Here is a 24,529-nt window from a genome sequence, read left to right on the forward strand (position 1 = left end):
TAATCGTCACGCGATTTTCCCCGACGAATTGAAGTGCAATGCCGCGCAATTAACGGATCCCGTTTCGCGAATTCGCCTCGATCCGGTTGCATGTTGCGGGTAATTCCCGGAAACAACCGCGTAATGGCGCAATGCATGCGCAGTGGCATGCGCGATTTCCCCGGTGCATGCATGACGCGGATTTTCATCACCTTTCTCATGCTGATGCGGTGTGTCGTGCGATTCCCGAAGATACTCACCATGGCTCCTGTAAATCCTCACCTTTGAGAAAGCGGCTGCAGCGTCGTGCCGCATTGCGTGCCTCGTGCATGCGGCGCTGCGATGCCGGGCCGTATGTATTGCAGGTCCATGGTGCGGGCGTTGACGCCCGTCGCATAGTCGGCCGTTCGGCATATAGGCAGTCGCAAGCGCTTCGCCTATGCTTGGGGTTCGCGTCGATCGGCGCACGGCCCGCCCGGCCGCATGCCGATCGTGTCGTCTTTCGTCACCGCAGGGAGCCGATGTGACCGTTCGCCATCTCGATGCGTTGTTCCAGCCCAAGTCCGTTGCGGTCGTCGGCGCGTCGTCGCGCGCCGGCAGTATCGGCGCGATGGTGTGGTCGCGTGTGCTCGACGGCGCGTTCCAGGGGCCCGTGTGGCCGGTCAATCCGAAATATCGCGAGTTGGACGGGCATGCGGTCGTGTCCGATGTCGACCGGCTGCCCGCGCCGCCGTCGGTTGCCGTGATCTGCACGCCGCCCGCGACCTGGGCCGGCATCGTGCGCAAGCTCGGCGAGCTCGGCACGCGCGTCGCGGTGATCGTCGGCGAGGCGCGCACCGATGCCGATCGCGCCGCGGTCGATCGCACGCTGAAGGCGGCGAAGCCGTTCGTGCTCCGTATCGTCGGGCCCGGCAGCCTCGGCGTGTTGTCGCCCGCGCGGCATGCGCATTTCGGCGCGCCTGCCTATACGGCGCGATCGGGCGGCGTCGCGTGGGTGTCGCAATCGAATGCGCTGACGAACGCGGTGCTCGGCTGGGCCGATGCGCGGGGCCTCGGCTTTTCGCATGTCGTCGCGCTCGGCGGCGAATCCGATGTCGATGCGGGCGACGTCCTCGACTATCTGGCCAGCGATCCCGGCACGCGTGCGATCCTGCTCGAGCTCGATACCGTGCGCGCGGCGCGCAAGTTCATGTCGGCGGCGCGCGCGGCCGCGCGCAACAAGCCGGTGCTCGCGTTGCGCACCGGCCGTGCCGATCCCGGCGACGCGCTCTACACGGCGGCGTTCCAGCGCGCGGGCATGGTGCGTGTCGATGCGCTCGACGATCTGCTCGACGAAATCGAGACGCTCGGCGTCGGTCGCGTCACCGCGCGGGGCGCGGCGACGCTCGTGACGAGCGATGCGGGCGTGGCGAAACTGGCGGTCGATGCGGTGGCCGACGTGCGCGACGTGCTGACCGACTGGTCACCCGCGGCAACGTCGGCCGTCGCGGTCGCGCTGCCGCATCTCGGGGCGCCCGGCAATCCGCTCACGCTGGGCGACGATGCGCGTCCCGAGCACTTCGCCGCGGCGATCAAGGCGCTCGCCCCGTTTCCGCAGACGGGCACGCTGTTCGTCGTTCATTCCACTTCGCACAGTGCACCGGCCGAGTCGGTCGCGCGCACGCTGATCGATTCGCGGCAGTACGCGCATCGCGGCATCCTCGCGTGTTTCTTCGGCGCGGTCGACGCGGCGACGCGCGATGCGCTGCACGCGAACGGCATTCCGGTACACACGACGCCGCAGCGGCTCGCACGCGCGTATGCGCGTCTCGTCGACTACAACCTCGGGCGCCAGTTGTTGATGCAGACGCCGGAGGGCACGCCGCTGCAGCCGGCCGAGTGCGTCGCGTCCGCCCAGGCCGATGCACGCCGCCTGGTCGAAGCCGGTCAGCATGAACTGGCCGGCGAAGACGCGCTGCGCTGGCTGTCCCGTTTCGGTCTGGAGGGCGAGCAGTCCAACGAGCCCGCCGGCAAGAAGGTCGTCGATATCACGGTCGACATGTACGACGATTCGAACTTCGGTCCGGTGTTTCGCTATGCCGTGCCGCCGGCCGATGGCGTATCGGCGCCGTTCGTCGTCTACGGCCTGCCGCCGCTGAACACGGTGCTCGCCCGCGCGGTGATGGAGCGCTCGCCGTATGCGCGCAGCACGCGCGTCGAGCCGACGCTCGACGCGCTGACGGCACTGTCGCAGGTCATCTGCGACGTACGCGAAGTGGTCGCGATGTCGGTCACGCTGCGCGTGCTGTCCGACCGCGCATCGGTGATCGCGCCGCGCATCACGCTGGCTTCGGGGCGCAGCCGGCTCGCGATCATGCCGTATCCTCGGCATCTCGAGCAGACGCTCGAGTGGCGTGGCGAGACGGTGACGATCCGTCCGATTCGTCCGGAGGACGAGGCCGCCCACAACGAACTGCTCGGTGCGATGACGCCGGAAGATCTGCGAATGCGTTTCTTCGGCGCGGTGCGCAGCTTCGATCATTCGCAGGTGGCGCGCATGACGCAGATCGACTATGACCGCGAAATGGCTTTCATCGTGTCGTTCACCGATGTGTCCGGGCGCGACCACACGCTCGCGGTGGTGCGTGCGGTCGCGGATCCCGACAACGATACGGCGGAGTTCGCGATCGCGGTACGGCCCGATCAAAAGGGCAAGGGGCTCGGCCGGCTGATGATGACCCGCATCATCGACTACGCACGCGCGCGCGGCACCGCATGGATGGTCGGCGAGGCGCTGCGCGAGAACTCGGCGATGATCTCGCTCGCAAAAGCTTGCGGGTTTGCGGTATCGACGACGGAGGAGCCCGGCGTCGTGGGTTTCAGGATGAAGCTGCAGCCGTAGGTGTCGGTCCGTGGTTCGACGCTTGAGGGCAGCGCATGGCGTCGATGTTGCAATGTGCCGCCATGCCGCGATTTCAGTGAGGAATGCAAATAACGCCACAGAGGTCTTCGCACTGAATCCACGGCCAACATGTCGGATCTGTCGATTGCGGCGATATCGCGACGCACGCACGGTGCCCGGAGACGCATGCAGCGTGCTGCGATGGTCACCTTCCGCAGCCGCTTCAATCGATGTGCGTGTACAGGTTCGTGGCCGCATTCCGGGCTTGCCAATTCAAGGCCGTCCCCAAGGTGAGACTTTTCGGGAACGGCGGGTGAGCTTTTACAGGGCAGTGTGGTGAGCCGATACGGGAGTGTTCGGTGAGCCTTCCCGGGAAGGGTCGGTGAGCCCCTGCGGGAGAGGCCGGTGAGCCTTTCCGGGACGCCTCGGTGAGCGCTTGCGGGAGCAATCGGTGAGGACGTTCGGGAGACATCAGTGAGCGTCCCCAGGAGTCTGCGGTGAGACTTTTCGGGAGGCTGCGGTGAGTGCTTGCGGGACGCCGAGGTGAGCTTTTTCGGGAGCATGCGAACGCACGGCTCCCGCGGGCGCGGCGCCGGCCAATGCCGGCATGACGGCTGGGTGCGGGCACGCAGGAACCATGCCCGCGATCATATTCACGCAGCGAGTTTCGATGCCGCGTCGTTCACCTGGTCGCGCGAAATCGCGAGTTCCTCGAGGTGCGGATCGGCATAGACCGCGCCGGTTTCGCGCTCGAGGCGGGCGATCGTCAACGCACAGCGCGCGGTGTCTTTCGGCATCGCGATGAAGCGCTTGACCGACTCGCCGGACGTGAACGCATCGAACAGTGCGCCGCGCACGTCGTCCGGAAGCGTCTTGGTCCACTGGTACGGCTTGCCGTTGAACGTGATCGACGGCGGCAGCGTGCGTTCCTTCTTGGTCGCCGTGATGAGCCCGTAGGTGCGCGCCGCGTCGCCGATCTGCTCGGGCGAGAAGAGTTCGTCAGGCGTGATGTCGAACTGCTCGATGTAGTTCTCGATCGCCTGCATCGCGGCGGCACGATCGTCGCGCTTCTTCTGCGCGCGCGCGACGATGTCGCGCAGCTCGTCCGCTTCCTCGGGCGTGATCGTGAAGCTTGCCTGCTTCTGCTGAAGTTCGGAGAAACGCTGGAATTCTTGATCGTTCAGAAGTTTGGCCATGACATCCATCGGACACGACGGCCGCGACAACCGGCCGCCGTAGTTTTTGAGAGGGCCGCTATTCTAGCGTAGCGCCGCGGGCGCCCGATGCGGCATCGCGCATCGGGCGTCGCACGGGCGTCGCGCACGACCGGAGCCGGCGCCGCCGCGCCGTGGCCCGTGCGCGTTGCCGGGAACCCGCGTGTGTCAGCAGGTTTCGGTGCGGCACATCGACAGACGGGCAGCCGTGTCGCGCAGGGCGTCGACGACCACGTCGACGGACGGCGCCAGGTGCGCATCGATCCGGCGCATGTACGGGCACGTCAGCACCGCGATCGCATGGCCGGCCGGACCGAGGAGCGGCGCGGTCAGGTCGGTCACGCCGTACGCCTGGCGGCTGTCCTGGCGCAGGTAGCCGGACTGCCGGATCGACTGGCACGCATTCGCGAGCTCCTGCTCGTTCAGCGGCGCCTCGCCCTTGACCTTGCGATGCTCGGCCAGCATGTGCGCGCGTTGCTCGGCGCTCTGGAATGCCAGCATCATCCGTCCCGACGCCGTGTCGGCGAGGCCGACGCGCGAGCCGAGCCGGACCGACACGCCCCACGGGCCGGGCCCGTCCACTTGGGCGATCACGAGCAGGTTGCCGCGATCGTAGACGGACAGGTGGCACGATTGCTCGGCGGCATCGGCGAAGCGCTGCATCGGCGGCAGCGCCTCGGCGATCAGCCGGTTCATCGGCGGATGCCGGTGCGCAAGGGCGAACAGCTTGAGGCTGAGCGTGTAGCGGTCGCCGCCGGTCGAACGCATCACATAGCGGCGTGCGACGAGGCGTTCGAGCATCCGGTAGATTTCGCTCGCATTGCGGCCGAGTTCCTTCGTGATTTCGGTGCGGGTGAGTCCTTCCTTCTGCTCGGACAGGAGTTCGAGAATGTCGAGGCCCTTGTCGAGCGCGGGTGCGCGATAGCGATCAAGAGCGGCCATCGATTCCCGTGCGTCGCAGCCGGGAAGCGGGTCGTTGGTTGTCTGCATTGTCGGTGTGAAGTTGGGGGATTACCGTCGATCGGTGGCGACGCACGCTGGCCGGTTCTGCTCAACGTATGGCAATGAAAGCCATCCGTACGAGCTTAGCAATAAACATATAGTGTGCAATGCAGCGTCTTTTTACCGATCATTACGTGACAAGAACGGATGGGCAAACGTTTTCGATGACAGGGGCACCCCGAATAGCCAGTATTCATGCCCCGATGGCAGGCGCTCCTGCGAATGACGGCCGGTGGATGCGGCGCGTGTTGTGCCGCAGCTTCGGCAGTCGCACCAATAGTCGGTATCCGTCGCGTGTCATTTCACGGCGCGCGGCCGATGGTACAAAGGCTGGCGGGCCAGCGACGGCGCGGCCGCGCGTGCAGCCGGCCGGCATGGGCCGGCACGCGGCGCGGATGCCGGGCCGTCGTCGCCGATGCGCAGACCGGCGGCCGCCCGTTCGATGCGCGCCGTACTGCCGTGCGGCACCACGATCGCTGCGCCCGTGCGACGCTTGCGCGTCGGCGGCATGCCGCACGCGGCGCCGACGCGTGTAATCGGCGATCGACGATCAGTCCGGCGCGTGGCTGTGAAAGGCCGCGTCGGCCGGTATCCTGTCTCATTCGACAACAGAGGTTAAGCACGATGAAACTGCTTCGCTATGGCCCGTCCGGCCAGGAAAAGCCCGGCATCCTCGACGCGGCCGGCCGGATTCGCGACCTGTCCGCGCATGTGCCCGACCTTGCCGGCGATGTGCTGTCCGACGCGGGTCTCGCGCGGCTGCGCGCGATCGATCCGGTCACGCTGCCGCTCGTGTCCGGCGAGCCGCGCATCGGTGCATGCGTCGGCCAAGTCGGCAAGTTCATCGGCATCGGCCTGAACTATGCCGACCATGCAGCCGAAGCCGGCATGCCGGTGCCGAAGGAGCCGGTCGTGTTCGGCAAGTGGACGAGTTCGATCTGCGGCCCGAACGACGGCATCGACATCCCGAAGGGTTCGGTCAAGACCGACTGGGAAGTCGAGTTGGGCGTCGTGATCGGCGCGAAATGCAAGGACGTCGACGAAGCGCGCGCGCTCGATTACGTCGCGGGCTATTGCGTCGTCAACGACGTATCCGAGCGCGAATGGCAGATCGAGCGCGGCGGCCAGTGGGACAAGGGCAAGGGCTTCGACACGTTCGGCCCGATCGGCCCGTGGCTCGTCACGCGCGACGAAGTGCCCGATCCGCAGCGTCTCGACCTGTGGCTCGAGATCGACGGCCATCGTTATCAGAACGGCAACACGCGCACGATGGTGTTTACCGTCGCGCAGCTGATCGCGTATCTGTCGACCTGCATGACGCTGCAACCGGGCGACGTGATCACGACCGGTACGCCGCCGGGCGTCGGCATGGGTATCAAGCCATCGCCGGTATACCTGAAGGCCGGCCAGATGGTGCGTCTCGGGATCGAAGGACTCGGCGAGCAGTTGCAGCGCACGCGCAACGCGCAATAGGCGCTTGAGCGGCGCGGGCTGGCCGGAGGATGCGGCCACCTGCACGCTGGCCATGTTGCCCGACTCGTCGGCATGACCGCCGACGGTGATCAACGCGAAAAAGCCGCGATATAGCCAACCACCAAGAACCCGATTCCGCGCGAGGCGGAATCGGGTTCTTGTCGTTCGTGCCCGTCCGTGCGAAGCGGATCACACGACGTTGTCGAGTTCGCAATGCGCTTCGAGCCGATACCCGTCGGGATCGACGACGAACGCCGCGTAATAGCCGGGGCCGTAGTGCTCGCGCTTGCCGGGCCCGCCGTTGTCCTTGCCGCCGTGCTCGAGCGCGGCGCGGTAGAACGCGTCGACCTCGAGCGGCGACGCGGCCTTGAACGACAGGTGCAAGCCGGAATCCGGATCGGCGACGACAGGCCGGGCCGCGTGCTGCAACCACAACTCGGGCTCGGTCGTGCCGTAGCCGAGGGCGCCGTCGTCGCTATACAGACGCTTGTAGCCGAGTGCGCCGAGCGCGCTGTCGTAGAAGGTGCGGCTGCGGTCGATGTGGGCAACGCCGAACGAAAGATGGTCGATCATCTGTGGCTCCTTGAACCGAGGGGGACGTCAGTGCGGCAAACCGGCCGACAGGCACCCTGCCAGCCGCCTGTAGCGAAGCGCGCCGGGCGTGCCGTCGTCGTACCTGCGGCCAGCGGCGGTGTGGATAACGCTGGACGAAAAGCGGTCGATCATCTGTGTCTCCTTGGGTTGAAGGGGGCTTCGGTGCAGCCAATGTGTTTTTTTAACCACCATGCCGGTTATCTTAGAAATCGCTCAGGTGCTTGTCAACCGGCATGGTGGTTAGATACGATCGCGTCATGAACAAAACGCAACCTTCCGTCACTACGGACTGTCTGGTCCCGGCACCGCCCGAAACGTTGAGCCTCGATTTCGCGAACACGCTGTATTGGCGCGGCAGCGAACCGCCGACGGAAACCTTCGGCACGCTCGACGACCTGTTCGCGTGGTGCCGCGAGCAGGCGGGCGTACCGGCCGGCCTCGTCGACGCATGTCGCGTGCCCGACGAGGAGAAAGGGGAAGAGAGAGGGGACGAGCCGGCGATGCTGGCGCGCGCACTCGCGTTGCGCGAGACGCTATACCGGCTCTTTCACGCACAGGCGGAGCAGCGCGAGCCGCAACCCGACGACCTCGCGCTGCTCGGCGGCTTCCTCGCGCAAGCGTCGCCACGCGTTGCGCTGGCGCGCGTCGACGGCCGCTATGCGTGGCGGATCGACACGTCGGATGCGACGCTCGCAGGGCTGTTGAGCCCGGTGCTGTGGTCGGCGATCGACCTGCTCGGCGGCGCGCGGCTCGCGAAGGTCAAGCGTTGTGCGAACGACGCATGCCAGTGGCTCTTCATCGACGACAGCAAGAACGGCAGCCGCCGCTGGTGCTCGATGTCGTCGTGCGGCAATCGCGCGAAGGCGTATCGCCACTATCACAAGGCCGAATGACGGTGCGGCTCTAACCTATTTCGCCGACAACTTCCGCCACAGCGTCGTCTTGCTGATGCCGAGCATCGCGCAGGCGCGGTCGCGGTCGCCGCCGCACGCGTCGAGCACCGCGCGGATCTCGTCGGCTTCCGCGCGACGGCGGCGCGCCTGAAGGGTACGTGCATCGTCGTCGGCGGCGCCGGCCGCATCGGGCGGCGCGGCGAACAGCTCGGGCGCGATCACTTGCAGCGCGTCGGGGGCGAGCGCCGCGCACGCGGCGGCCGGATCGTTTTCGTCGACTTCCTCGGCCAGCTCCACCGCGATCCGCTCGACCACGTTCTGCAGTTCGCGCACGTTGCCGGGCCAGCGGTAGCGCGCGAGCGTCGCGAGCGTCGCGGCGAGCACGCGCAGCGCGTCGTCGGCATCGCGCATGCGGTCGGCGAGACGCGGCTCGCGGCGCGCGGCCTGCACGAGCAGCGTCGCCGCGAGCGCGGGGATGTCGGCCGCGCGCTCGCGCAGCGGCGGCAGGCCGATATTCAGGATGTTGAGCCGGTAATAGAGATCCGCGCGGAACGTGCCGGCTTCGACGGCCGCGAGCAGCGGCCGGTGCGTCGCGGCGATCACGCGCACGTCGATGCGGATCGGCTCGGTCGAGCCGAGGCGGATCACCTCGCGCTCCTGCAGCACGCGCAGCAGCCGGCTCTGCAGCGACGGCGGCATCTCGCCGATCTCGTCGAGAAACAGCGTGCCGCGGTGCGCGGCCTCGAACAGGCCGGTCTTGCCGCCGCGCCGCGCGCCGGTGAACGCGCCTTCCTCATAGCCGAACAGCTCGCTCTCGAGCAGCGCTTCCGGAAACGCGCCGCAGTTGACCGCGACGAACGGATAGCTGCGCCGCGCCGACAACGCGTGCAGGCTCTGCGCGATCATTTCCTTGCCGGTGCCGCTTTCGCCGAGCACGAGCACGGTCGCGTCGGATTTCGCGTAGCGGCGCACGAGCTCGCGCACGCGCGTCATCGGCGCGGATGCGCCGACCACGTCGTCGAGCGCGTAGCGCGCGGCGAACTGCTGCGTGGTCGGCTGCGAGCGCAACGCGCGATCGAGCCGTTCGACCGCGCGCGATTCCTGGAACGTCAGCACGCTGCCCGACGTGACGCCGCGATCGACCAGCGGCCCGCGATGCACGACGTAGCGCACGCCGCGCACGGTCGCGAGCGCGTCGCCGTCCTCGCCGCGCAGCGTGCGGAGTTCGGGCCGCAGGTCGACGAGCGCGCGGCCGACGGCCGCCGCGGGTTCGACCCCGAGCGCGGACGCGAGCCGCTCGTTGATCGCCTCGACGCGGCCGTGCGCATCGAGCGCGACCACGCCGTCGCGCAGGTGCTGCAGCAGCGTGTCGAGCCGCTGGCGGCGGAACGCCTCGGCGTGCGTCGCATACGCGACTTCGAGCGCGGTCTCGACGGCCTTGCGCACCGACGCATGCGAATACAGGAATACCGCGCCCATGCCGACGCTGGCCGCGAGATCGGTGACGAGGCCCGGGCCGACGATCGTCTCGATGCCGCGATCGCGCAGGTCGTGCACGCAGGCTTCCGCTTCCTGGGCGGACTGATATGACGCAAACTGCACGTCGAGGCCGTACGCGGCGACGAAGCGGCGCACTTCGGGCGGCGTCTCGCCGGCGCTCACGAGTGCGATTCGCGTGGCATCGCGCCGCGCGCGAGCGAGCGCCTGCATCACGTCGAAGCCGGTCGGCGACACGACCACCACCGGCACGGGCGCGCGCGTTTTCAGGAAGCCGCCGTTCGAGCCGGCCGCGACGATCACGTCGGGCCGCGCGGTGCCGGCCTCCGCGATCGCGCTCAGCGCATCTTCATAGGCGCGCGTGACGATGCGCACGTCCGCGCGTTCGTCGAATTCGCCGGCGATCTCGCGAAACAGCTCGCGCAGCCGGCTGATGCCCATCGCCCAGATGCGCGGGCGCACCGTGCGGTCGGCCGGGCCGACGGGTTTGGTCGAGGAGAGGTCCATGACGGCCGATTATGCGCGCGTGATTTCATTTTTGAAACATGTAGTGCGGAATTGAAATGAGCGGGCGATGTCGCGCCCACGGCGGTGGCTTAAGAATCAGTGGGTTAGCGACGTTCCGCAAGCTGGCCCGGTCCTTGCTGTTATCAGGCATTCCATCAGGAGGCCGTTCATGAGCAATACGCATCTTCAGAGCGCCGGCGCGAAGTTCCGCGCGGCAGTCGCGGCCGAGCAGCCGCTGCAGGTGGTCGGCGCGATCACCGCGTACGCAGCCAAGATGGCGCAGGCCGTCGGCTTCAAGGCCGTGTACCTGTCGGGCGGCGGCGTCGCCGCGAACTCGCTCGGCATCCCCGACCTCGGCATCAGCACGATGGAAGACGTGCTGATCGACGCGACCCGGATCACCAACGCGACCGACCTGCCGCTGCTGGTCGACATCGACACGGGCTGGGGCGGCGCGTTCAACATCGCGCGCACGGTTCGCTCGTTCATCAACGCCGGCGTCGCGGCCGTGCACCTCGAGGACCAGGTCGGTCAGAAGCGCTGCGGCCATCGTCCGGGCAAGGAAGTCGTGCCGATCGACGAAATGGTCGATCGCGTGAAGGCCGCGGTCGATGCGCGTACCGACGACCAGTTCGTGATCATGGCGCGCACCGATGCGGCCGCCGCGGAAGGGATCGACTCGGCGATCGAGCGCGCGGTCGCGTACGTCGAGGCCGGCGCGGACATGATCTTCCCGGAAGCGATGAAGACGCTCGACGACTACCGCCGCTTCAAGGCCGCCGTGAAGGTGCCGATCCTCGCGAACCTGACCGAGTTCGGCTCGACTCCGTTGTTCACCGTCGACGAACTGCGCGAGGCGAACGTCGACATCGCGCTGTACTGCTGCGGCGCGTATCGCGCGATGAACAAGGCCGCGCTGAATTTCTACGAGACGCTGCGCCGCGACGGCACGCAGAAGGCGGCCGTGCCGACGATGCAGACGCGCGCCGAGCTGTACGACTTCCTCGGCTATCACGAATACGAGCGCAAGCTCGACGAACTGTTCGCGCAGGGCAAGAAGTAACGCGGCCCACACCCCCGATACCCATTGGAGAAAGGAAACATGAGCGAGACGAAAGACGCAGCAGCACCGGCCGCCGCAGGCGCATTCAAGCCGAAGAAGTCGGTGGCGCTGTCGGGCGTGACGGCCGGCAACACGGCGCTGTGCACGGTCGGCAAGACCGGCAACGACCTGCACTATCGCGGCTACGACATTCTCGACGTCGCCGAATCGTGCGAATTCGAGGAAATCGCGCATCTGCTCGTGCACGGCACGCTGCCGAACCTGACCGAACTGGCTGCCTACAAGACCAAGCTGCGCGCGCTGCGCGGCCTGCCGAGCGCGCTGAAGGCCGCGCTCGAACAGATCCCGGCGTCGGCCCACCCGATGGACGTGATGCGCACCGGCGTGTCGGTGCTCGGCACCGTGCTGCCGGAGAAGGACGACCACAACCTGCCGGGCGCGCGCGACATCGCCGACCGCCTGATGGCGTCGCTCGGCTCGATGCTGCTGTACTGGTATCACTTCTCGCACAACGGCAAGCGCATCGAGACCGAAACGGACGACGACTCGATCGGCGGCCACTTCCTGCACCTGCTGCACGGCAAGACGCCGTCGAAGTCGTGGGTCGAGGCGATGCACACGTCGCTGATCCTGTACGCGGAGCACGAATTCAACGCATCGACGTTCACCGGCCGCGTGATCGCGGGCACGGGCTCGGACATCTACTCGGCGATCACCGGCGCGATCGGCGCGCTGCGCGGGCCGAAGCACGGCGGCGCGAACGAAGTCGCGTACGAGATCCAGAGCCGCTACAGCTCGCCGGACGACGCCGAAGCCGACATCCGCCGCCGCGTCGAGAACAAGGAAGTCGTGATCGGCTTCGGCCACCCGGTCTACACGATCTCGGATCCGCGCAACAAGGTGATCAAGGGCGTCGCGCACAAGCTGTCGAAGGAAGCGGGCGACACCAAGCTGTACGACATCGCCGAGCGCCTGGAATCGGTGATGTGGGACGCGAAGAAGATGTTCCCGAACCTCGACTGGTTCAGCGCGGTGTCGTATCACATGATGGGCGTGCCGACCGCGATGTTCACGCCGCTGTTCGTGATCTCGCGCACGTCGGGCTGGAGCGCGCACATCATCGAGCAGCGCATCGACAACAAGATCATCCGCCCGAGCGCGAACTACACCGGTCCGGAAGATCTGCAATTCGTGCCGATCGAGAAGCGCTGATCGCCCGCCGCGCACGCCGGCGCCCCGCGATGCGGGCGGCCGGCACGCGCGGCACGTCTTACCCCGAATACCGCCCCACATCATGAATACCGCCAACCGCAAACCCCTGCCCGGCACGTCGCTGGACTATTTCGACGCGCGCGCCGCGGTCGACGCGATAGCGCCGGGCGCGTACGACACGCTGCCGTACACGTCGCGCGTGCTCGCCGAAAACCTCGTGCGCCGTTGCGATCCGGCGATCCTCGCCGATTCGCTGAAGCAGATCATCGAGCGCAAGCGCGAACGCGATTTCCCGTGGTTCCCGGCGCGCGTGGTGTGCCACGACATCCTCGGGCAGACGGCGCTCGTCGATCTCGCCGGCCTGCGCGACGCGATCGCCGACGGCGGCGGCGACCCGGCGGAGGTGAACCCGGTCGTGCCCGTGCAGTTGATCGTCGACCACTCGCTCGCCGTCGAATGCGGCGGCTTCGACCCGGACGCGTTCGCGAAGAACCGCGCGATCGAGGATCGCCGCAACGAGGATCGCTTCCACTTCATCGAGTGGACGAAGAAGGCGTTCGAGAACGTGGACGTGATCCCGCCGGGCAACGGCATCATGCACCAGATCAACCTCGAGAAGATGTCGCCGGTGATCCAGGTGCAGGACGGCGTCGCCTATCCGGACACCTGCGTCGGCACCGACAGCCACACGCCGCACGTCGATGCGCTCGGCGTGATCGCGATCGGCGTGGGCGGGCTGGAGGCCGAGAACGTGATGCTCGGCCGCGCGTCGTGGATGCGCCTGCCCGACATCGTCGGCGTCGAACTGACCGGCAAGCGTCAACCGGGCATCACCGCGACCGACGTCGTGCTCGCGCTGACCGAGTTCCTGCGCAAAGAGAAGGTGGTCGGCGCGTATCTGGAGTTCCGTGGCGAAGGCGCGGCGAGCCTCACGCTCGGCGATCGCGCGACGATCTCGAACATGGCGCCCGAGTATGGCGCGACGGCCGCGATGTTCTTCATCGACGGCCAGACGACCGACTATCTGCGCCTCACCGGCCGCAGCGACGAGCAGGTGAAGCTCGTCGAGACTTACGCGAAGGCGGCGGGCCTGTGGGCCGATACGCTCGCGAACGCGCAATACGAGCGCACGCTGACGTTCGATCTGTCGAGCGTCGTGCGCAACATGGCCGGCCCGTCGAATCCGCACAAGCGGCTGCCGACGTCCGATCTCGCCGCGCGCGGGATCGCCGGCCAGTGGGAAGAGAAGCCGGGCGAGATGCCCGACGGCGCGGTGATCATCGCCGCGATCACGAGCTGCACGAACACCAGCAACCCGCGCAACGTGATCGCCGCGGCCTTGCTCGCGCGCAACGCGAACGCGAAGGGCCTCACGCGCAAGCCGTGGGTGAAGAGTTCGCTCGCGCCCGGCTCGAAGGCGGTCGAGTTGTATCTTGAAGAAGCGAACCTGCTGCCGGAACTCGAGAAGCTCGGCTTCGGCATCGTCGCGTTCGCATGCACGACCTGCAACGGGATGTCGGGCGCGCTCGACCCGACGATCCAGCAGGAGATCGTCGAGCGCGACCTGTACGCGACCGCCGTGCTGTCCGGCAACCGCAACTTCGACGGCCGCATTCATCCGTATGCGAAGCAGGCGTTCCTCGCGTCGCCGCCGCTCGTCGTCGCGTACGCGATCGCCGGCACGATCCGCTTCGACATCGAGAAGGACGTGCTGGGCCACGATCAGGACGGCCAGCCCGTCACGCTGAAGGACATCTGGCCGACCGACGAGGAGATCGACGCGATCGTCGCGTCGAGCGTGAAGCCCGAGCAGTTCCGCAAGGTCTACGAGCCGATGTTCGCGCGCAGCGCCGACGCCGGCGAGCGCGCGGCGCCGCTGTACGACTGGCGCGCGCAGAGCACGTACATCCGCCGCCCGCCGTACTGGGAAGGGGCGCTGGCCGGCGAGCGCACGCTGAAGGGCATGCGGGCGCTCGCGGTGCTCGGCGACAACATCACGACCGACCACCTGTCGCCGTCGAACGCGATCCTGCCGAACAGCGCGGCCGGCGAATATCTCGCGAAGATGGGCCTGCCGGAAGAGGACTTCAACTCGTACGCGACGCACCGCGGCGACCACCTGACCGCGCAGCGCGCGACCTTCGCGAACCCGACGCTCGTCAACGAGATGGCGGTCGTCGACGGCGCGGTGAAGAAGGGCTCGCTCGCGCGCGTCGAGCCGGAAGGCAAGGTCATGCGGATGTGGGAAGCGATCGAGACGTACATGAATCGCAAGCAGCCGCTGATCGTCGTGGCCGGCGCCGACTACGGCCAGGGTTCGTCGCGCGACTGGGCCGCGAAGGGCGTGCGGCTCGCGGGCGTCGAGGCGATCGCCGCCGAAGGCTTCGAGCGGATCCACCGCACGAACCTGATCGGGATGGGCGTGCTGCCGCTGGAGTTCAAGCCGGGCACCAACCGGACGACGCTCGGCATCGACGGCACCGAAACCTTCGACGTGATCGGCGAGCGCACGCCGCGCGCCGACCTGACGCTCGTGATTCACCGCAAGAGCGGCGAGCGCGTCGAGGTGCCGATGACGTGCCGGCTCGACACGGCCGAGGAAGTGTCGATCTACGAAGCGGGCGGCGTGCTGCAGCGTTTCGCGCAGGACTTCCTCGAATCGTCGCAGGCAGCCTGACCGGCGCACACAGGGATAACGCAAACATGGCTCACATTCCGCAAATCAGGATTCCCGCGACCTACATGCGCGGCGGCACCAGCAAGGGCGTGTTCTTCCGGCTTCAGGACCTGCCGGATGCCGCGCAGGCGCCGGGCGCCGCGCGCGACGCGCTGCTGCTGCGCGTGATCGGCAGCCCCGATCCGTACGGCAAGCAGATCGACGGGATGGGCGGCGCGACGTCGTCCACCAGCAAGACGGTGATCGTGTCGAAAAGCACGCGGCCGGGGCACGACGTCGACTACCTGTTCGGGCAGGTCGCGATCGACCGCGCATTCGTCGACTGGACGGGCAACTGCGGCAACCTGTCGGCGGCGGTCGGCCCGTTCGCGATCGGCGGCGGGCTCGTCGATCCGGCGCGCGTGCCGCGCGACGGCGTCGCGACCGTGCGGATCTGGCAGGCGAACATCGGCAAGACGATCATTGCCCATGTGCCGATGACAAACGGCGCGGTGCAGGAGACGGGCGACTTCGAACTGGACGGCGTCACGTTTCCGGCCGCCGAAGTGCAGCTCGAATTCATGGACCCGGCCGCCGAGGAAGAAGGCGCGGGCGGGTCGATGTTCCCGACCGGCAACCTCGTCGACGATCTGGCCGTGCCGGGCATCGGCACGCTGAAGGCGACGATGATCAACGCGGGCATCCCGACGATCTTCGTCGATGCGGAAGCGATCGGGTACACGGGCACCGAGCTGCAGGATGCGATAAACGGCGACCCGAAGGCGCTCGAGAAGTTCGAGACGATCCGTGCGCACGGCGCGCTGCGCATGGGCCTGATCGACACGCTCGACGAAATCGCGACGCGGCAGCACACGCCGAAGATCGCGTTCGTCGCGAAGCCGGCCGACTACGTCGCGTCGAGCGGCAAGCGCGTGAACGCGGGCGACGTCGACCTGCTGGTGCGCGCGATGTCGATGGGCAAGCTGCACCACGCGATGATGGGCACGGCGGCGGTCGCGATCGGCACGGCCGCGGCGATCCCCGGCACGCTCGTCAATCTGGCCGCAGGCGGTGGCGAACGCAACGCGGTGCGCTTCGGCCATCCGTCGGGCACGCTGCGGGTCGGCGCGCAAGCGCGGCACGAGAACGGCGAGTGGACCGTCACGAAGGCGATCATGAGCCGCAGCGCGCGCGTGCTGATGGAAGGCTGGGTGCGGGTGCCGGGGGATGCGTTCTGATGCATGGCGGTGAGCGCGTGCAAACCGGCGCCACTGACGCTTGAGCGATCCCTGCGCAGTGGACCCGCCGCGCAGGGATTTTTTTCGTTTGGCGTACGCGTGACGGAGGCATGCCGGTACGCCAGACGCCGGGCCGGCTTGCGTCACGCAGCACGGACGGCGGCCGATCGCGCCGCATGGAATCGGCGTGAGCGCCAAAGCGCCGCCGCCGGCCGACCGCGAAGCATGGGGTCGGCGTAAGCGCTAAAGCGCTAACGCTGATCGACAGGAGAATCGCATGTCACTCGATGCGCCGCTTTCCGGCATTCACATCGTCGAATTCGAAGGTCTCGGCCCCGGCCCGCTCGCGGGCTGGATGCTCGCCGGCATGGGCGCGCGCATCACGCTGATCGCGCGTCCGTCCGGCCGCACCAGTGCCCCGGACGCGCTGCGGGCGCGCGACGGCGATTTGCTGCGCGAAGGCAAGACGATCGTCGAACTCGACCTGAAGGCGCCGGGCGGGCGGGACGCCGCGCTCGATTTGATCGCGCAGGCCGATGCGCTGATCGAGGGGCTGCGGCCCGGGGTGATGGAGCGGCTCGGCCTCGGGCCCGGCGCTTGCGCCCGCCGCAATCCGAAGCTCGTCTACGGGCGCATGACGGGCTGGGGCCAGCACGGTCCGCTCGCGGCGGCGGCCGGGCACGACCTGAACTACGTCGCGCTGACCGGGTTGCTGTCGTTGTCCGCGCCGCGCGACGGCCGGCCGGGCGTGCCGCCGACCGTCGTCGGCGATGCGGGCGGCGCGCTCGGGCTCGCGTTCGGGATCGTCTGCGCGTTGCTCGACGTGCGCGGCGGCGGGCCGGGGCGGGTGGTCGACGGCGCGATCGTCGACATCGTGTCGATGCTCGGTTCGCTCGCGCTGTGGGCACGCGCGAACGGGCAGCTCGACGGTGGGCAGCCGAGCCTGTTCCACGACGCGCCGTTCTACGACGTATATCGCTGCGCGGACGGCGAATGCGTGACGATCGGCGCGCTCGAACCGCCGTTCTATGCGCTGCTGGTCGAACGGCTCGGGCTGACCGACGTCGATCCCGCGTCGCAGTACGACCGGGCGCGCTGGCCCGCGCTGAAGGCGCGTTTCGCGGCGGTGTTCGCGCAGCAGCCGTCCGCGCACTGGCGCGCGCTGCTCGAAGGCACTGACGCGTGCTTCGCGCCGGTGCTGAGCGTGGCCGACGCGGCCGTGCATCCGCACAATGTGGCGCGCGGGATCTATCGGACGGATGAGCACGGGAACGTGCGGGCACGGGTGGCGCCGCGGTTCTTGCCGTTGGCGGGGGATGACGCGGCCTAGCGGTGCGATTCAGGCGCCAGGCGGCCGCGATATTGGGCGCCGGCCGTTCAGGCCGTTCTCACGCCGTTTCCATCGGCGCATCCGGCATCTTGCCGTCGCCGACGCGGTTGATCGTCCCTTGCGCGATCGCGACGAGCCGTTCGTGGTCGCCGTCGATGACGAACACGTGGCACTGGCAGGTCGCCTGGTGCCGGCCCGCGTAGACGAGCTTCGCGCGGGCGACGAGCGTGCCGTTCACGGCCGGCCGCAGGTAGTTGATCTTGTATTCGGCGGTGATCACGCGCGGGCCGAGCACGAGCGCGCCGGCGAACGTCAGCGCGTTGTCCGCGAGATAGCTGACGACGCCGCCGTGCACGAAACCGTGCTGCTGCCGCAATTCCTCGCGCACGGGCAGACACAGCGACACTTCGTTGTCGCCGATATGCATCAGTTGCGTGCCCAGCAGCATGCTGAACGGCTGCGCGCGCAATGCGCCGCGCGCGTGGTCCGTGATGTCGGTCATCGAACTTCCCTCGAAATGAGTGCCCGCTTGCGCTGAACTCTAGGAAGGGGGCTCCGGATAAGCAAGGAAATTCGTCCGCGTTTCGTGCAAATCCCGGTGCACTGCGTCGCGATTATTGCGCCGAATACGCAAGATCCCCGCGTTTGCGGGCGATTCGACGCGAATGCGCGAGCGAAGCGCGCGATCGATCTGCGTGGGGGGCGATTTCGCCTAAAGTCCGACGAAGAAATGCCGCTAATGCCGGGGCATCGCTTCATCGTCCGCTTTCCAGGAATTCCCCCATGTTCGGAAAAATCAAGCTCGCGTCGGGTCTGCTCGGCGTGTTGACCGTGTTCTGCCTCTTCCTGTTCGCGATCGAAGCGCTCGGCTTCTGGGCGCTCGCGTCGACGCGCAGCGGCATCGACGATCTGTCGAACGTTGCGATCACGCAGGTCGAGGCGGCCAGCCGGGCGACCGAGCAACTGCTCGACGCGCGCATCAACCTGTCGCGGGCCGGCACGCGAATGGTGCGCGGCGGCCCCAAGCCCGAAGACATCATCCGTCATGCGGGCGCGTCGCTCGCGGAAGCGGACAAGGCGTTCGCGGTGCTGACGGCCGCGCAGGCGGTCGACGACACCAACCGTACACGCGTCGCGGCGCTCACCGAGCGCTATCGCGCGCTGCGCGGCGCGCTGGGCGAGCTCGTGCAGTTCCTCGACGCCGACAACATCCAGGCGTTCCTCGACCAGCCGACCCAGGGCTTCCAGGACGCGTACATCGCCGAGCTGCATCGCTTCACCGACTACGGCGGCACCTCGAGCCGCGCGGCGCTCGACACCATCGACGGCGGCATGCTCTGGTTCAAGTCGGTCGGCATCGTGCTGCTGATGGCGATGCTCGCGGCGAGCGCCGCGATCTACGCGGCCGCGCGGCGCGTGGTCGTCGCGCCGCTGGAGCAGGCGGGCCGCCATTTCGAGCGGATCGCGCAGGGCCGTCTCGATGAAGCCGTGCGGGCGGGCGGCGTGTTCGAGATCGACCGGATGCTGCGCGGCCTCGCCACGATGCAGACGAGCATCGCGGGCACCGTGCGCACGGTGCGCCAGGCGTCCGACGCGATCCATCTCGGCGCGGGCGAGATCGCGGGCGGCAACGCCGACCTGTCGGCGCGCACGGGCACGCAGGCCGCGTCGCTCGAGGAAACCGCCGCGAGCATGGAGGAACTGACCGCGACCGTCCGGCAGAACACCGACAGCGCCCGCGCGGCGAGCGCGCTGGCCGACGCGGCGCTCGAAGCGACGAGCAACGGCGGCGGCGTGGTCGACAGCGTGATCGACCGGATGCGCGGCATCGCGCAGAGCTCGGGGCGCATCGCGGAGATCATCTCGGTGATCGACGGCATCGCGTTCCAGACCAACATCCTCGCGCTGAACGCCGCGGTCGAGGCCGCGCGGGCCGGCGAACAGGGGCGCGGCTTCGCGGTGGTCGCGGGCGAAGTGCGCTCGCTCGCGCAGCGCAGCGCGCAGTCGGCGAAGGAGATCAAGGCGTTGATCGAGGATTCGGTCGCGCAGATCAACGGCGGCGCGGAGCTCGTCGAACGTGCCGGCGACGCGATGCGCACGGTGTCGGCGTCGATCACGCGCGTCGTGCAGACGATGTCGGAGATCACGGCCGCGTCGGTCGAGCAGAGCGTCGGGATCGAGCAGGTGAACCAGGCCGTCACGCAGATGGATCAGCTCACGCAGCAGAACGCGGCGCTGGTCGAGGAAGTCGCGGCGGCGGCCGCGTCGCTGAACGACCAGACCGCGCACCTGATGCAGGCGGTGTCGGTGTTCGAGCTGGGCGACGGACGCGCCGCCCGCAGCGATCGCGCGGCGCCGTCGTTCTCCGCGACGGGTTACGAACCGGCCGGCAGCGCCGCGTAGGCGGTCGCGAGGTGGTAGGGCGTCGTCGACGGCATGTCGGCACGCGACACCTGGCCGTCGGCCGTCTTGCACTCGAACCAGCCGCGCGGATGCAGGAAGCGCGCGGCGAACTGCTCGATCTGCCGCGCGAGCGGCGCGGAGGCCGGCGTGCCGCCGTGCGTCGCGAGCGCGCGCAGGTATTCGGTCTGCGCCCAGATCCGCTGCGTGCCGTCGATGCACGCGCCGTGCGCGTCGAGCGCCGCGCACACGCCGCCCGTCCGCGGATCGACGCCGTATTGCTCGGCGAACGCGAACGCGCGCGACAGCGCGGCGGGGAGCCCCGTCTGCGCGAGCCGCGCGCCGGCCGCGTCGACCAGATAGAACCATTCGAACTGGTGACCGGGCTCGAAACGGTTGTCGGCCGCGCCGAGCGGCAGCTCGGCCACGCAGCCGGTCGCCGCGTCGACGAAGGTGCGCTCGACGGCCTGCGCGGTGCGCGCGAGCGCATCGTCGAACGCCGGGTCGCCGAACGCATCGGCGGCCGCGAGCCACGCTTCGGTCAGATGCATCAGCGGATTCTGCAGCGCGCCGCTGCCGGACGACGAGAAATCGGCGTGGCGCGCGGCATCGAGCAACGCGTCGCCGGGGCGCGGCGCGAAGCGGTCCTCGATCAGCGCGGCGGTGGCTTCGGCCACCGTGCGCGCGGCGGCGTCGCCGGACGCCGCATGCCATGCGGCGCACGCGAACACGATGAACGCGTGCGTATAGAGATCCTTGGTCGTATCGAGCGGCGCGCCCTGCGCGTCGACGCTGTAGATCCAGCCGCCATGGCGCGGATCGCGAAAGTGCCGGCACAGCGCATCGAACAGCGTGGCCGCGTGCGCGGTGTCGCCGGCCTGCGCGAACACGAACAGTTGCCTCGCGCACGCCATCGCGCGATAACGGGTCGCGGGCAGCGGCGCGTGGGTGGCCGGATCGACGGCTTCGAACGGCAGGTGCAATGCTGGGTCGAACCCTGAACCCCGCCAGATCGGCAAGACGACGTGCGCGAAATGGTGGCGCAACTGGGCGGCCTGGGCGGAAGCGGAGTCGGAAACGGACATGGCGGGGTTGAGCGCTTGGATCGAAACGTGTCGGCGCGGCCCGGAGAATCGGCGCGGCCGGGGCCAAGGATAAAACATTCCGCGCGGCCGGCACCAAAAAAAGGAGATAAATACGATGCTCAGCAACCTGGAACTCGTGATGCGGCTCGTTCTCGCGGCGGCGCTCGGCAGCGTCATCGGCTTCGAGCGCGAGCGCCTGTCGTGGGCGGCCGGCCTGCGCACGCACATGCTGGTGTGCGTCGGCTCGACGCTGATCATGATCGTATCGGCGTTCGGTTTCGCCGACGTGCTCGGCTCCAGCGACCACGTCGTGCTCGATCCGTCGCGGATCGCCGCGCAGGTCGTGTCGGGCATCGGCTTTCTCGGCGCGGGCTCGATTCTGCTGCGTGGTGAAATCGTGCGCGGGCTGACGACGGCCGCGAGCCTGTGGTCGGTCGCCGCGATCGGCCTCGCGGTGGGCGGCGGGCTCTATGTCGCGGCGATTTCGGCGACGATCATCATCCTGATCATCCTGGCCGGCATCAAGCCGCTGGAGCGGCGCTATTTCACGGTGCGCCAGCGGCGCCAGCTTGCGTTGACGGTGGCGAGCGGCACGCTGACGTTCGATTCGCTGCACGCGGCGCTCGGCCCCGACAGTGCGCGCGTGAAGCAGTTCATCGTGCAGCGTGCCGACGACACGGGCGAGCAGGACGAGGTGCGCATCGCGCTGGCGCGGGTGTCGGAACTGGAATACAAGGCGATCTGCGCCAAGCTTCGCGCACTGCCGGGCGTCACGCGTTTCGACGGCGGGAACGGGCTGGGGGGCGACGAATAGCGTGATTCGATTGCGTGACTCGGTTGCGGGGCGTGCGACAATGGCCGACCACCGATTCCGTTCGACATCCGGGTTCGCGCCTGCGGGCCCCGCTATCCGATTTCCATGACCGAATCCGTTTCCCCGCCTCGCTCCCGCTCCCGTTCCACCCGTTCGTCGGCCCGTTCGCGGCCGCGCTCGGCCGCTGCGGCCGGCAGCACGTCCGCCAGGGCGACGGCACGATCCGGCGGCGCACCGGCCGGCGACGCGCCGCGCGACGAACGGACGCTCGACTTGTTCGGCGATCCGGTGCTGGAGCCGGGCGAGCGCATGCCGGTTGCGGCGCGCGATGAAGCGGTCATGGAAGCCGATGTTGCGGTCGGTGTCGACGATGGCCGACAGGCCACGCTGGACGGGTTCACCCCGCCTGCGGATATGGATGCGGCTGGGGCGACGCATGCGGACGCCGAAGGTGCGGCGACGACGGATGAGGCGGCCAAGGTCGTTTCGACGCCGGAACGCGACGTGGCCGCGAACGTCGGCGGCGCATCGGCAGAGGGTCTTGCAACGAAGGCCGCCGATTTGCCTGCAGGCGATGGCGGTGTAACGCAGATCGACGTGCCCGTGGTCGACGGCGCAGCGAACGCGGCGGCGAAGCTGCAAGCCGCCGATGGCGCTGCGGTGCAGGCGGCGGAATCGCAGGCGGCGGAGAGCGAAGTCGCGAAGCCTGTCGTCGAGGCGGCGCGCGTCAAATCGCGCGAGGGGAAATCTTCGGGCGATGCCGTGAAGGAGCGTCGCGCGTCGTCGGGCGGCAAGCGCCGGGTGGCTGCCGGCGCAAGCGAAGCGACGGCGACGCAAGCCGCACCGGTTCCGACAGGCATCGATTCGAAGCCGGAGGCGGTTGACTCGAACGCGTCGCCGGTCGTTGCCGCACCGGTCGAGCCGCAGACCTCGACACAACCGGCACAACCGCCCGAACCGGCAATCGCCCCGCATTCCGCGAAGCCGCGCGACACGGCCCGGCAGCCCGACGCTTCGCCGTCGCCGGTCGCGCAGCCGGTGGCTTCCGCCGCATCGTTCGTGACCAAGCCATCGTCGGAGCGTACGCAACCGGCCGCGCCGGCCTTCGATCCGGACACGCACCTGCGCCCGCTGACCGACCGGATCGCCGCGCTGCAGTCGGACGTGGACGGCCTGACGCGCTCGGCCGATCGCGAGATGCGCCGCGTCAACCGCCTGCTGCTTGCGCTGGCGGTCGTCGTGCTGGCTGGGCTCGTCGCGCTGGTGCTGCAAACGCGCCAGATCGCGCACCTGAAGCAGGACGTCGCCACCAAGCAGCAACGGATCGATCGCCTCGCGGCCGATCTGTCGACGCAGCAGGCCACGCTGATGACGCTCGAGGAGCACCACGAAGCGCTGCTGTCGCAAGTCGATCGGCTTCAGCGCAACGCGAACCGCGAGGCGGCCGTCGGGAAGCGGGCTCATCGCGCGCGGTAATCGTTTCGACCCCATCCTGAGAGCCCCACGCAGCAAGGAGCGCCGTTCCGAACCGGCGACCGGGTGTCGCGCACGTGCGGCAAACCGATGCAGTGCACTGGCAGAGTTCAGGGAAAACCCTTAGAATAGAGGCCATCTAAGGGAAAACCCTAGCCACGTCTGTCAGGAGTCTCACATGAGCTTCATCTTCGCCCTGCTGCAAAAAATCGACGACCTCTTCGTGTCCCCGCATCTGCCGCTCGACGCCGAATACTCGTACGCCGCGCGTCATGCGGAAGCCGAGCGCGTGCGCCGTGCGCAACTCGTGCCGATCGTCCTGTACCGTCGCTGATTCGCTGATTCGCTGATTCGCTGATTCGCTGATTCGCTGATTCGCTGATTCGCTGATTCGGCGCGGCGTCCGCCGCACCTGCCTGCCTGTTTTCCGCCGCCGCCTCGCGCGCCGGTGCGACTGTCCCGCTACACTGGAAGTCCGATTCCGTTCACGGCGACCGGGCCATGCTGCAGATGCGGCCGATGACGGCCGGCGAATTCCACGCGTACCGCACGCGAGCCATCGACGGCTACGCGCGCGACCTCGTTTCCTCCGGGCAAAATGTTGTCGACGACGCGGCCGATCGTGCGCGCGCCTGTTTCGACACGCTGCTGCCGGACGGCCTGCTGACCGCCGGCCAGACCCTCGTCACGCTCATCGACGGCGCCAGCGGCGACGTGGTGGGTGACCTTTGGTACGCGATCGTCCCCGAAGGGCCGAACCGCACATTGTTCATCTACGACCTCGACATCGTCCCGCCCCGGCGCCGCCAGGGCTGGGCCACGCGTGCGCTCGACGCGCTCGACGCCGAGGCGCGCCGCTACGGTGTCACCGAGATCGGGCTGTCGGTGTTCAATCACAACGCGGCGGCGCGTGCGCTGTATCGCGCGTGCGGCTTCGCGCCGATCACCACGACGTTGATCAAACCCGTCGTGTCGAACTGAATCGGCGGGCCGACGATGCGTTGTCACATGCTGCCGGTTTGGCGCGCTGCGTCGCCGGCCAACGCCGGCACGCTTCCTGATCGATCCTTCTTGTTGGCCGAACGCCGAACGCCGAACGCCAAACGCCAAACGCCAAACGCCAAACGCCAAACGCCAAACGCCAAACGCCAAACGCCAAACGCCAAACGCCAAACGCCAAACGCCAAACGCCAAACGCCAAACGCCAAACGCCAAACG

Annotated in this window: 22 protein-coding genes; 13 read left to right on the forward strand and 9 right to left on the reverse strand. The window is 68.2% G+C overall.

Annotation, left to right across the window (positions count from 1 at the left end):
* A partial coding sequence (locus AC3IFE_RS24505; RefSeq protein WP_489192555.1) for a hypothetical protein occupies positions 1-242 on the reverse strand: 242 nt, incomplete at its 3' end.
* 260 nt (positions 243-502) lie between these two features.
* On the opposite strand from AC3IFE_RS24505, the gene AC3IFE_RS24510 reads away from it, so the two are divergent.
* Positions 503-2,860 carry a bifunctional acetate--CoA ligase family protein/GNAT family N-acetyltransferase gene (locus AC3IFE_RS24510; RefSeq protein ID WP_489192557.1) on the forward strand — a complete coding sequence of 786 codons (2,358 nt, stop codon included), beginning with the start codon at positions 503-505 and terminating at the stop codon, positions 2,858-2,860.
* Positions 2,861-3,513: 653 nt separating this feature from the next.
* Here the strand turns inward: AC3IFE_RS24510 and AC3IFE_RS24515 are convergent.
* Positions 3,514-4,065, reverse strand: coding sequence for a hypothetical protein (locus tag AC3IFE_RS24515; protein ID WP_006480314.1), 552 nt, complete (start codon positions 4,063-4,065; stop codon positions 3,514-3,516).
* Between the two features lie 177 nt (positions 4,066-4,242).
* Positions 4,243-5,064, reverse strand: coding sequence for an IclR family transcriptional regulator (locus tag AC3IFE_RS24520; RefSeq protein ID WP_089470806.1), 822 nt, complete (start codon positions 5,062-5,064; stop codon positions 4,243-4,245).
* A gap of 636 nt (positions 5,065-5,700) precedes the next feature.
* On the opposite strand from AC3IFE_RS24520, the gene AC3IFE_RS24525 reads away from it, so the two are divergent.
* On the forward strand, positions 5,701-6,549 hold the full coding sequence (locus tag AC3IFE_RS24525; RefSeq protein ID WP_489192560.1) for an ureidoglycolate lyase: 849 nt from the start codon (positions 5,701-5,703) through the stop codon (positions 6,547-6,549).
* Positions 6,550-6,738: 189 nt separating this feature from the next.
* On the opposite strand, the gene AC3IFE_RS24530 is transcribed toward AC3IFE_RS24525, so the two are convergent.
* Both AC3IFE_RS24530 and AC3IFE_RS24535 read right to left on the reverse strand, forming a co-directional pair.
* The gene (locus tag AC3IFE_RS24530) at positions 6,739-7,122 is read right to left on the reverse strand and encodes a VOC family protein (protein WP_089470804.1); all 384 of its coding nucleotides are present in this window, start codon (positions 7,120-7,122) and stop codon (positions 6,739-6,741) included.
* A gap of 27 nt (positions 7,123-7,149) precedes the next feature.
* Complete coding sequence (locus AC3IFE_RS24535; protein WP_489192562.1) at positions 7,150-7,275, reverse strand: hypothetical protein; 126 nt, start codon at positions 7,273-7,275, stop codon at positions 7,150-7,152.
* A gap of 101 nt (positions 7,276-7,376) precedes the next feature.
* Here AC3IFE_RS24535 and AC3IFE_RS24540 point away from each other — a divergent pair, with 101 nt between their 5' ends.
* Complete coding sequence (locus tag AC3IFE_RS24540) at positions 7,377-8,036, forward strand: CGNR zinc finger domain-containing protein (protein ID WP_301737363.1); 660 nt, start codon at positions 7,377-7,379, stop codon at positions 8,034-8,036.
* A 15-nt stretch (positions 8,037-8,051) separates the two neighbouring features.
* Here the strand turns inward: AC3IFE_RS24540 and prpR are convergent, their stop codons facing one another.
* Positions 8,052-10,040 (reverse strand): propionate catabolism operon regulatory protein PrpR, encoded by a 1,989-nt coding sequence (prpR, locus tag AC3IFE_RS24545; protein WP_089470802.1) that lies wholly within the window; start codon positions 10,038-10,040, stop codon positions 8,052-8,054.
* Positions 10,041-10,209: 169 nt separating this feature from the next.
* Here prpR and prpB point away from each other — a divergent pair, with 169 nt between their 5' ends.
* The 5 genes from prpB (at position 10,210) to AC3IFE_RS24570 (ending at position 17,539) form a co-directional block, all read left to right on the forward strand.
* A complete protein-coding gene (gene prpB, locus AC3IFE_RS24550) occupies positions 10,210-11,103 on the forward strand; it encodes a methylisocitrate lyase (protein ID WP_006480320.1) in 894 nt (297 codons plus the stop codon).
* Between the two features lie 39 nt (positions 11,104-11,142).
* Complete coding sequence (gene prpC / locus AC3IFE_RS24555) at positions 11,143-12,315, forward strand: bifunctional 2-methylcitrate synthase/citrate synthase (RefSeq protein ID WP_089470801.1); 1,173 nt, start codon at positions 11,143-11,145, stop codon at positions 12,313-12,315.
* 82 nt (positions 12,316-12,397) lie between these two features.
* Positions 12,398-14,992, forward strand: a complete 2,595-nt coding sequence (acnD, locus tag AC3IFE_RS24560; protein ID WP_489192565.1) for a Fe/S-dependent 2-methylisocitrate dehydratase AcnD — start codon at positions 12,398-12,400, stop codon at positions 14,990-14,992.
* Between the two features lie 26 nt (positions 14,993-15,018).
* Positions 15,019-16,209: a 2-methylaconitate cis-trans isomerase PrpF gene (gene prpF, locus AC3IFE_RS24565; protein ID WP_089470799.1), complete on the forward strand. Its 1,191-nt coding sequence runs from the start codon at positions 15,019-15,021 to the stop codon at positions 16,207-16,209.
* A gap of 277 nt (positions 16,210-16,486) precedes the next feature.
* On the forward strand, positions 16,487-17,539 hold the full coding sequence (locus tag AC3IFE_RS24570; RefSeq protein WP_489192568.1) for a CaiB/BaiF CoA transferase family protein: 1,053 nt from the start codon (positions 16,487-16,489) through the stop codon (positions 17,537-17,539).
* Positions 17,540-17,597: 58 nt separating this feature from the next.
* On the opposite strand, the gene AC3IFE_RS24575 is transcribed toward AC3IFE_RS24570, so the two are convergent.
* Positions 17,598-18,041 carry a PaaI family thioesterase gene (locus tag AC3IFE_RS24575; protein ID WP_489192570.1) on the reverse strand — a complete coding sequence of 148 codons (444 nt, stop codon included), beginning with the start codon at positions 18,039-18,041 and terminating at the stop codon, positions 17,598-17,600.
* Positions 18,042-18,322: 281 nt separating this feature from the next.
* Between AC3IFE_RS24575 and AC3IFE_RS24580 the strand changes: the two genes are divergently transcribed.
* A complete protein-coding gene (locus tag AC3IFE_RS24580) occupies positions 18,323-19,942 on the forward strand; it encodes a methyl-accepting chemotaxis protein (RefSeq protein ID WP_489192572.1) in 1,620 nt (539 codons plus the stop codon).
* Here the strand turns inward: AC3IFE_RS24580 and AC3IFE_RS24585 are convergent.
* On the reverse strand, positions 19,915-21,024 hold the full coding sequence (locus AC3IFE_RS24585; RefSeq protein WP_489192574.1) for an AGE family epimerase/isomerase: 1,110 nt from the start codon (positions 21,022-21,024) through the stop codon (positions 19,915-19,917). The genes AC3IFE_RS24580 and AC3IFE_RS24585 overlap by 28 nt on opposite strands.
* Before the next feature lie 115 nt (positions 21,025-21,139).
* On the opposite strand from AC3IFE_RS24585, the gene AC3IFE_RS24590 reads away from it, so the two are divergent.
* Positions 21,140-21,838 (forward strand): MgtC/SapB family protein, encoded by a 699-nt coding sequence (locus AC3IFE_RS24590; protein WP_089470794.1) that lies wholly within the window; start codon positions 21,140-21,142, stop codon positions 21,836-21,838.
* A 92-nt stretch (positions 21,839-21,930) separates the two neighbouring features.
* On the opposite strand, the gene AC3IFE_RS24595 is transcribed toward AC3IFE_RS24590, so the two are convergent.
* Positions 21,931-22,179 carry a hypothetical protein gene (locus AC3IFE_RS24595; RefSeq protein ID WP_256979780.1) on the reverse strand — a complete coding sequence of 83 codons (249 nt, stop codon included), beginning with the start codon at positions 22,177-22,179 and terminating at the stop codon, positions 21,931-21,933.
* Here AC3IFE_RS24595 and AC3IFE_RS24600 point away from each other — a divergent pair.
* From AC3IFE_RS24600 to AC3IFE_RS24610, 3 genes are all read left to right on the forward strand, one after another.
* On the forward strand, positions 22,178-23,314 hold the full coding sequence (locus AC3IFE_RS24600) for a flagellar hook-length control protein FliK (RefSeq protein ID WP_489192576.1): 1,137 nt from the start codon (positions 22,178-22,180) through the stop codon (positions 23,312-23,314). The two genes, AC3IFE_RS24595 and AC3IFE_RS24600, sit on opposite strands and share 2 nt — an antisense overlap.
* A 175-nt stretch (positions 23,315-23,489) precedes the next feature.
* Positions 23,490-23,645 (forward strand): hypothetical protein, encoded by a 156-nt coding sequence (locus AC3IFE_RS24605; protein ID WP_164725512.1) that lies wholly within the window; start codon positions 23,490-23,492, stop codon positions 23,643-23,645.
* A gap of 167 nt (positions 23,646-23,812) precedes the next feature.
* Positions 23,813-24,292: a GNAT family N-acetyltransferase gene (locus AC3IFE_RS24610; protein ID WP_489192579.1), complete on the forward strand. Its 480-nt coding sequence runs from the start codon at positions 23,813-23,815 to the stop codon at positions 24,290-24,292.
* Positions 24,293-24,529 lie beyond the last annotated feature (237 nt).

This window comes from Burkholderia sp. APQ4-4ca (assembly GCF_057837105.1).

What these genes read in the sequence shown, in the direction of transcription:
- AC3IFE_RS24610 (WP_489192579.1), top strand. Translation starts at nt 23,813, where the DNA reads ATGCTGCAGATGCGGCCGATGACGGCCGGCGAATTCCACGCGTACCGC.
- prpR (WP_089470802.1), bottom strand. Translation starts at nt 10,040, where the DNA reads ATGGACCTCTCCTCGACCAAACCCGTCGGCCCGGCCGACCGCACGGTG.
- AC3IFE_RS24605 (WP_164725512.1), top strand. Translation starts at nt 23,490, where the DNA reads ATGAGCTTCATCTTCGCCCTGCTGCAAAAAATCGACGACCTCTTCGTG.
- AC3IFE_RS24535 (WP_489192562.1), bottom strand. Translation starts at nt 7,275, where the DNA reads ATGATCGACCGCTTTTCGTCCAGCGTTATCCACACCGCCGCTGGCCGC.
- AC3IFE_RS24530 (WP_089470804.1), bottom strand. Translation starts at nt 7,122, where the DNA reads ATGATCGACCATCTTTCGTTCGGCGTTGCCCACATCGACCGCAGCCGC.
- AC3IFE_RS24590 (WP_089470794.1), top strand. Translation starts at nt 21,140, where the DNA reads ATGCTCAGCAACCTGGAACTCGTGATGCGGCTCGTTCTCGCGGCGGCG.
- AC3IFE_RS24580 (WP_489192572.1), top strand. Translation starts at nt 18,323, where the DNA reads ATGTTCGGAAAAATCAAGCTCGCGTCGGGTCTGCTCGGCGTGTTGACC.
- AC3IFE_RS24525 (WP_489192560.1), top strand. Translation starts at nt 5,701, where the DNA reads ATGAAACTGCTTCGCTATGGCCCGTCCGGCCAGGAAAAGCCCGGCATC.
- prpF (WP_089470799.1), top strand. Translation starts at nt 15,019, where the DNA reads ATGGCTCACATTCCGCAAATCAGGATTCCCGCGACCTACATGCGCGGC.
- acnD (WP_489192565.1), top strand. Translation starts at nt 12,398, where the DNA reads ATGAATACCGCCAACCGCAAACCCCTGCCCGGCACGTCGCTGGACTAT.
- AC3IFE_RS24520 (WP_089470806.1), bottom strand. Translation starts at nt 5,064, where the DNA reads ATGCAGACAACCAACGACCCGCTTCCCGGCTGCGACGCACGGGAATCG.
- AC3IFE_RS24515 (WP_006480314.1), bottom strand. Translation starts at nt 4,065, where the DNA reads ATGGATGTCATGGCCAAACTTCTGAACGATCAAGAATTCCAGCGTTTC.
- AC3IFE_RS24575 (WP_489192570.1), bottom strand. Translation starts at nt 18,041, where the DNA reads ATGACCGACATCACGGACCACGCGCGCGGCGCATTGCGCGCGCAGCCG.
- AC3IFE_RS24595 (WP_256979780.1), bottom strand. Translation starts at nt 22,179, where the DNA reads ATGACCGCTTCATCGCGCGCCGCAACCGGCATGCGCTCGCCCGGCTCC.
- prpB (WP_006480320.1), top strand. Translation starts at nt 10,210, where the DNA reads ATGAGCAATACGCATCTTCAGAGCGCCGGCGCGAAGTTCCGCGCGGCA.
- AC3IFE_RS24585 (WP_489192574.1), bottom strand. Translation starts at nt 21,024, where the DNA reads ATGTCCGTTTCCGACTCCGCTTCCGCCCAGGCCGCCCAGTTGCGCCAC.
- prpC (WP_089470801.1), top strand. Translation starts at nt 11,143, where the DNA reads ATGAGCGAGACGAAAGACGCAGCAGCACCGGCCGCCGCAGGCGCATTC.
- AC3IFE_RS24600 (WP_489192576.1), top strand. Translation starts at nt 22,178, where the DNA reads ATGGAAGCCGATGTTGCGGTCGGTGTCGACGATGGCCGACAGGCCACG.
- AC3IFE_RS24570 (WP_489192568.1), top strand. Translation starts at nt 16,487, where the DNA reads ATGTCACTCGATGCGCCGCTTTCCGGCATTCACATCGTCGAATTCGAA.
- AC3IFE_RS24540 (WP_301737363.1), top strand. Translation starts at nt 7,377, where the DNA reads ATGGTGGTTAGATACGATCGCGTCATGAACAAAACGCAACCTTCCGTC.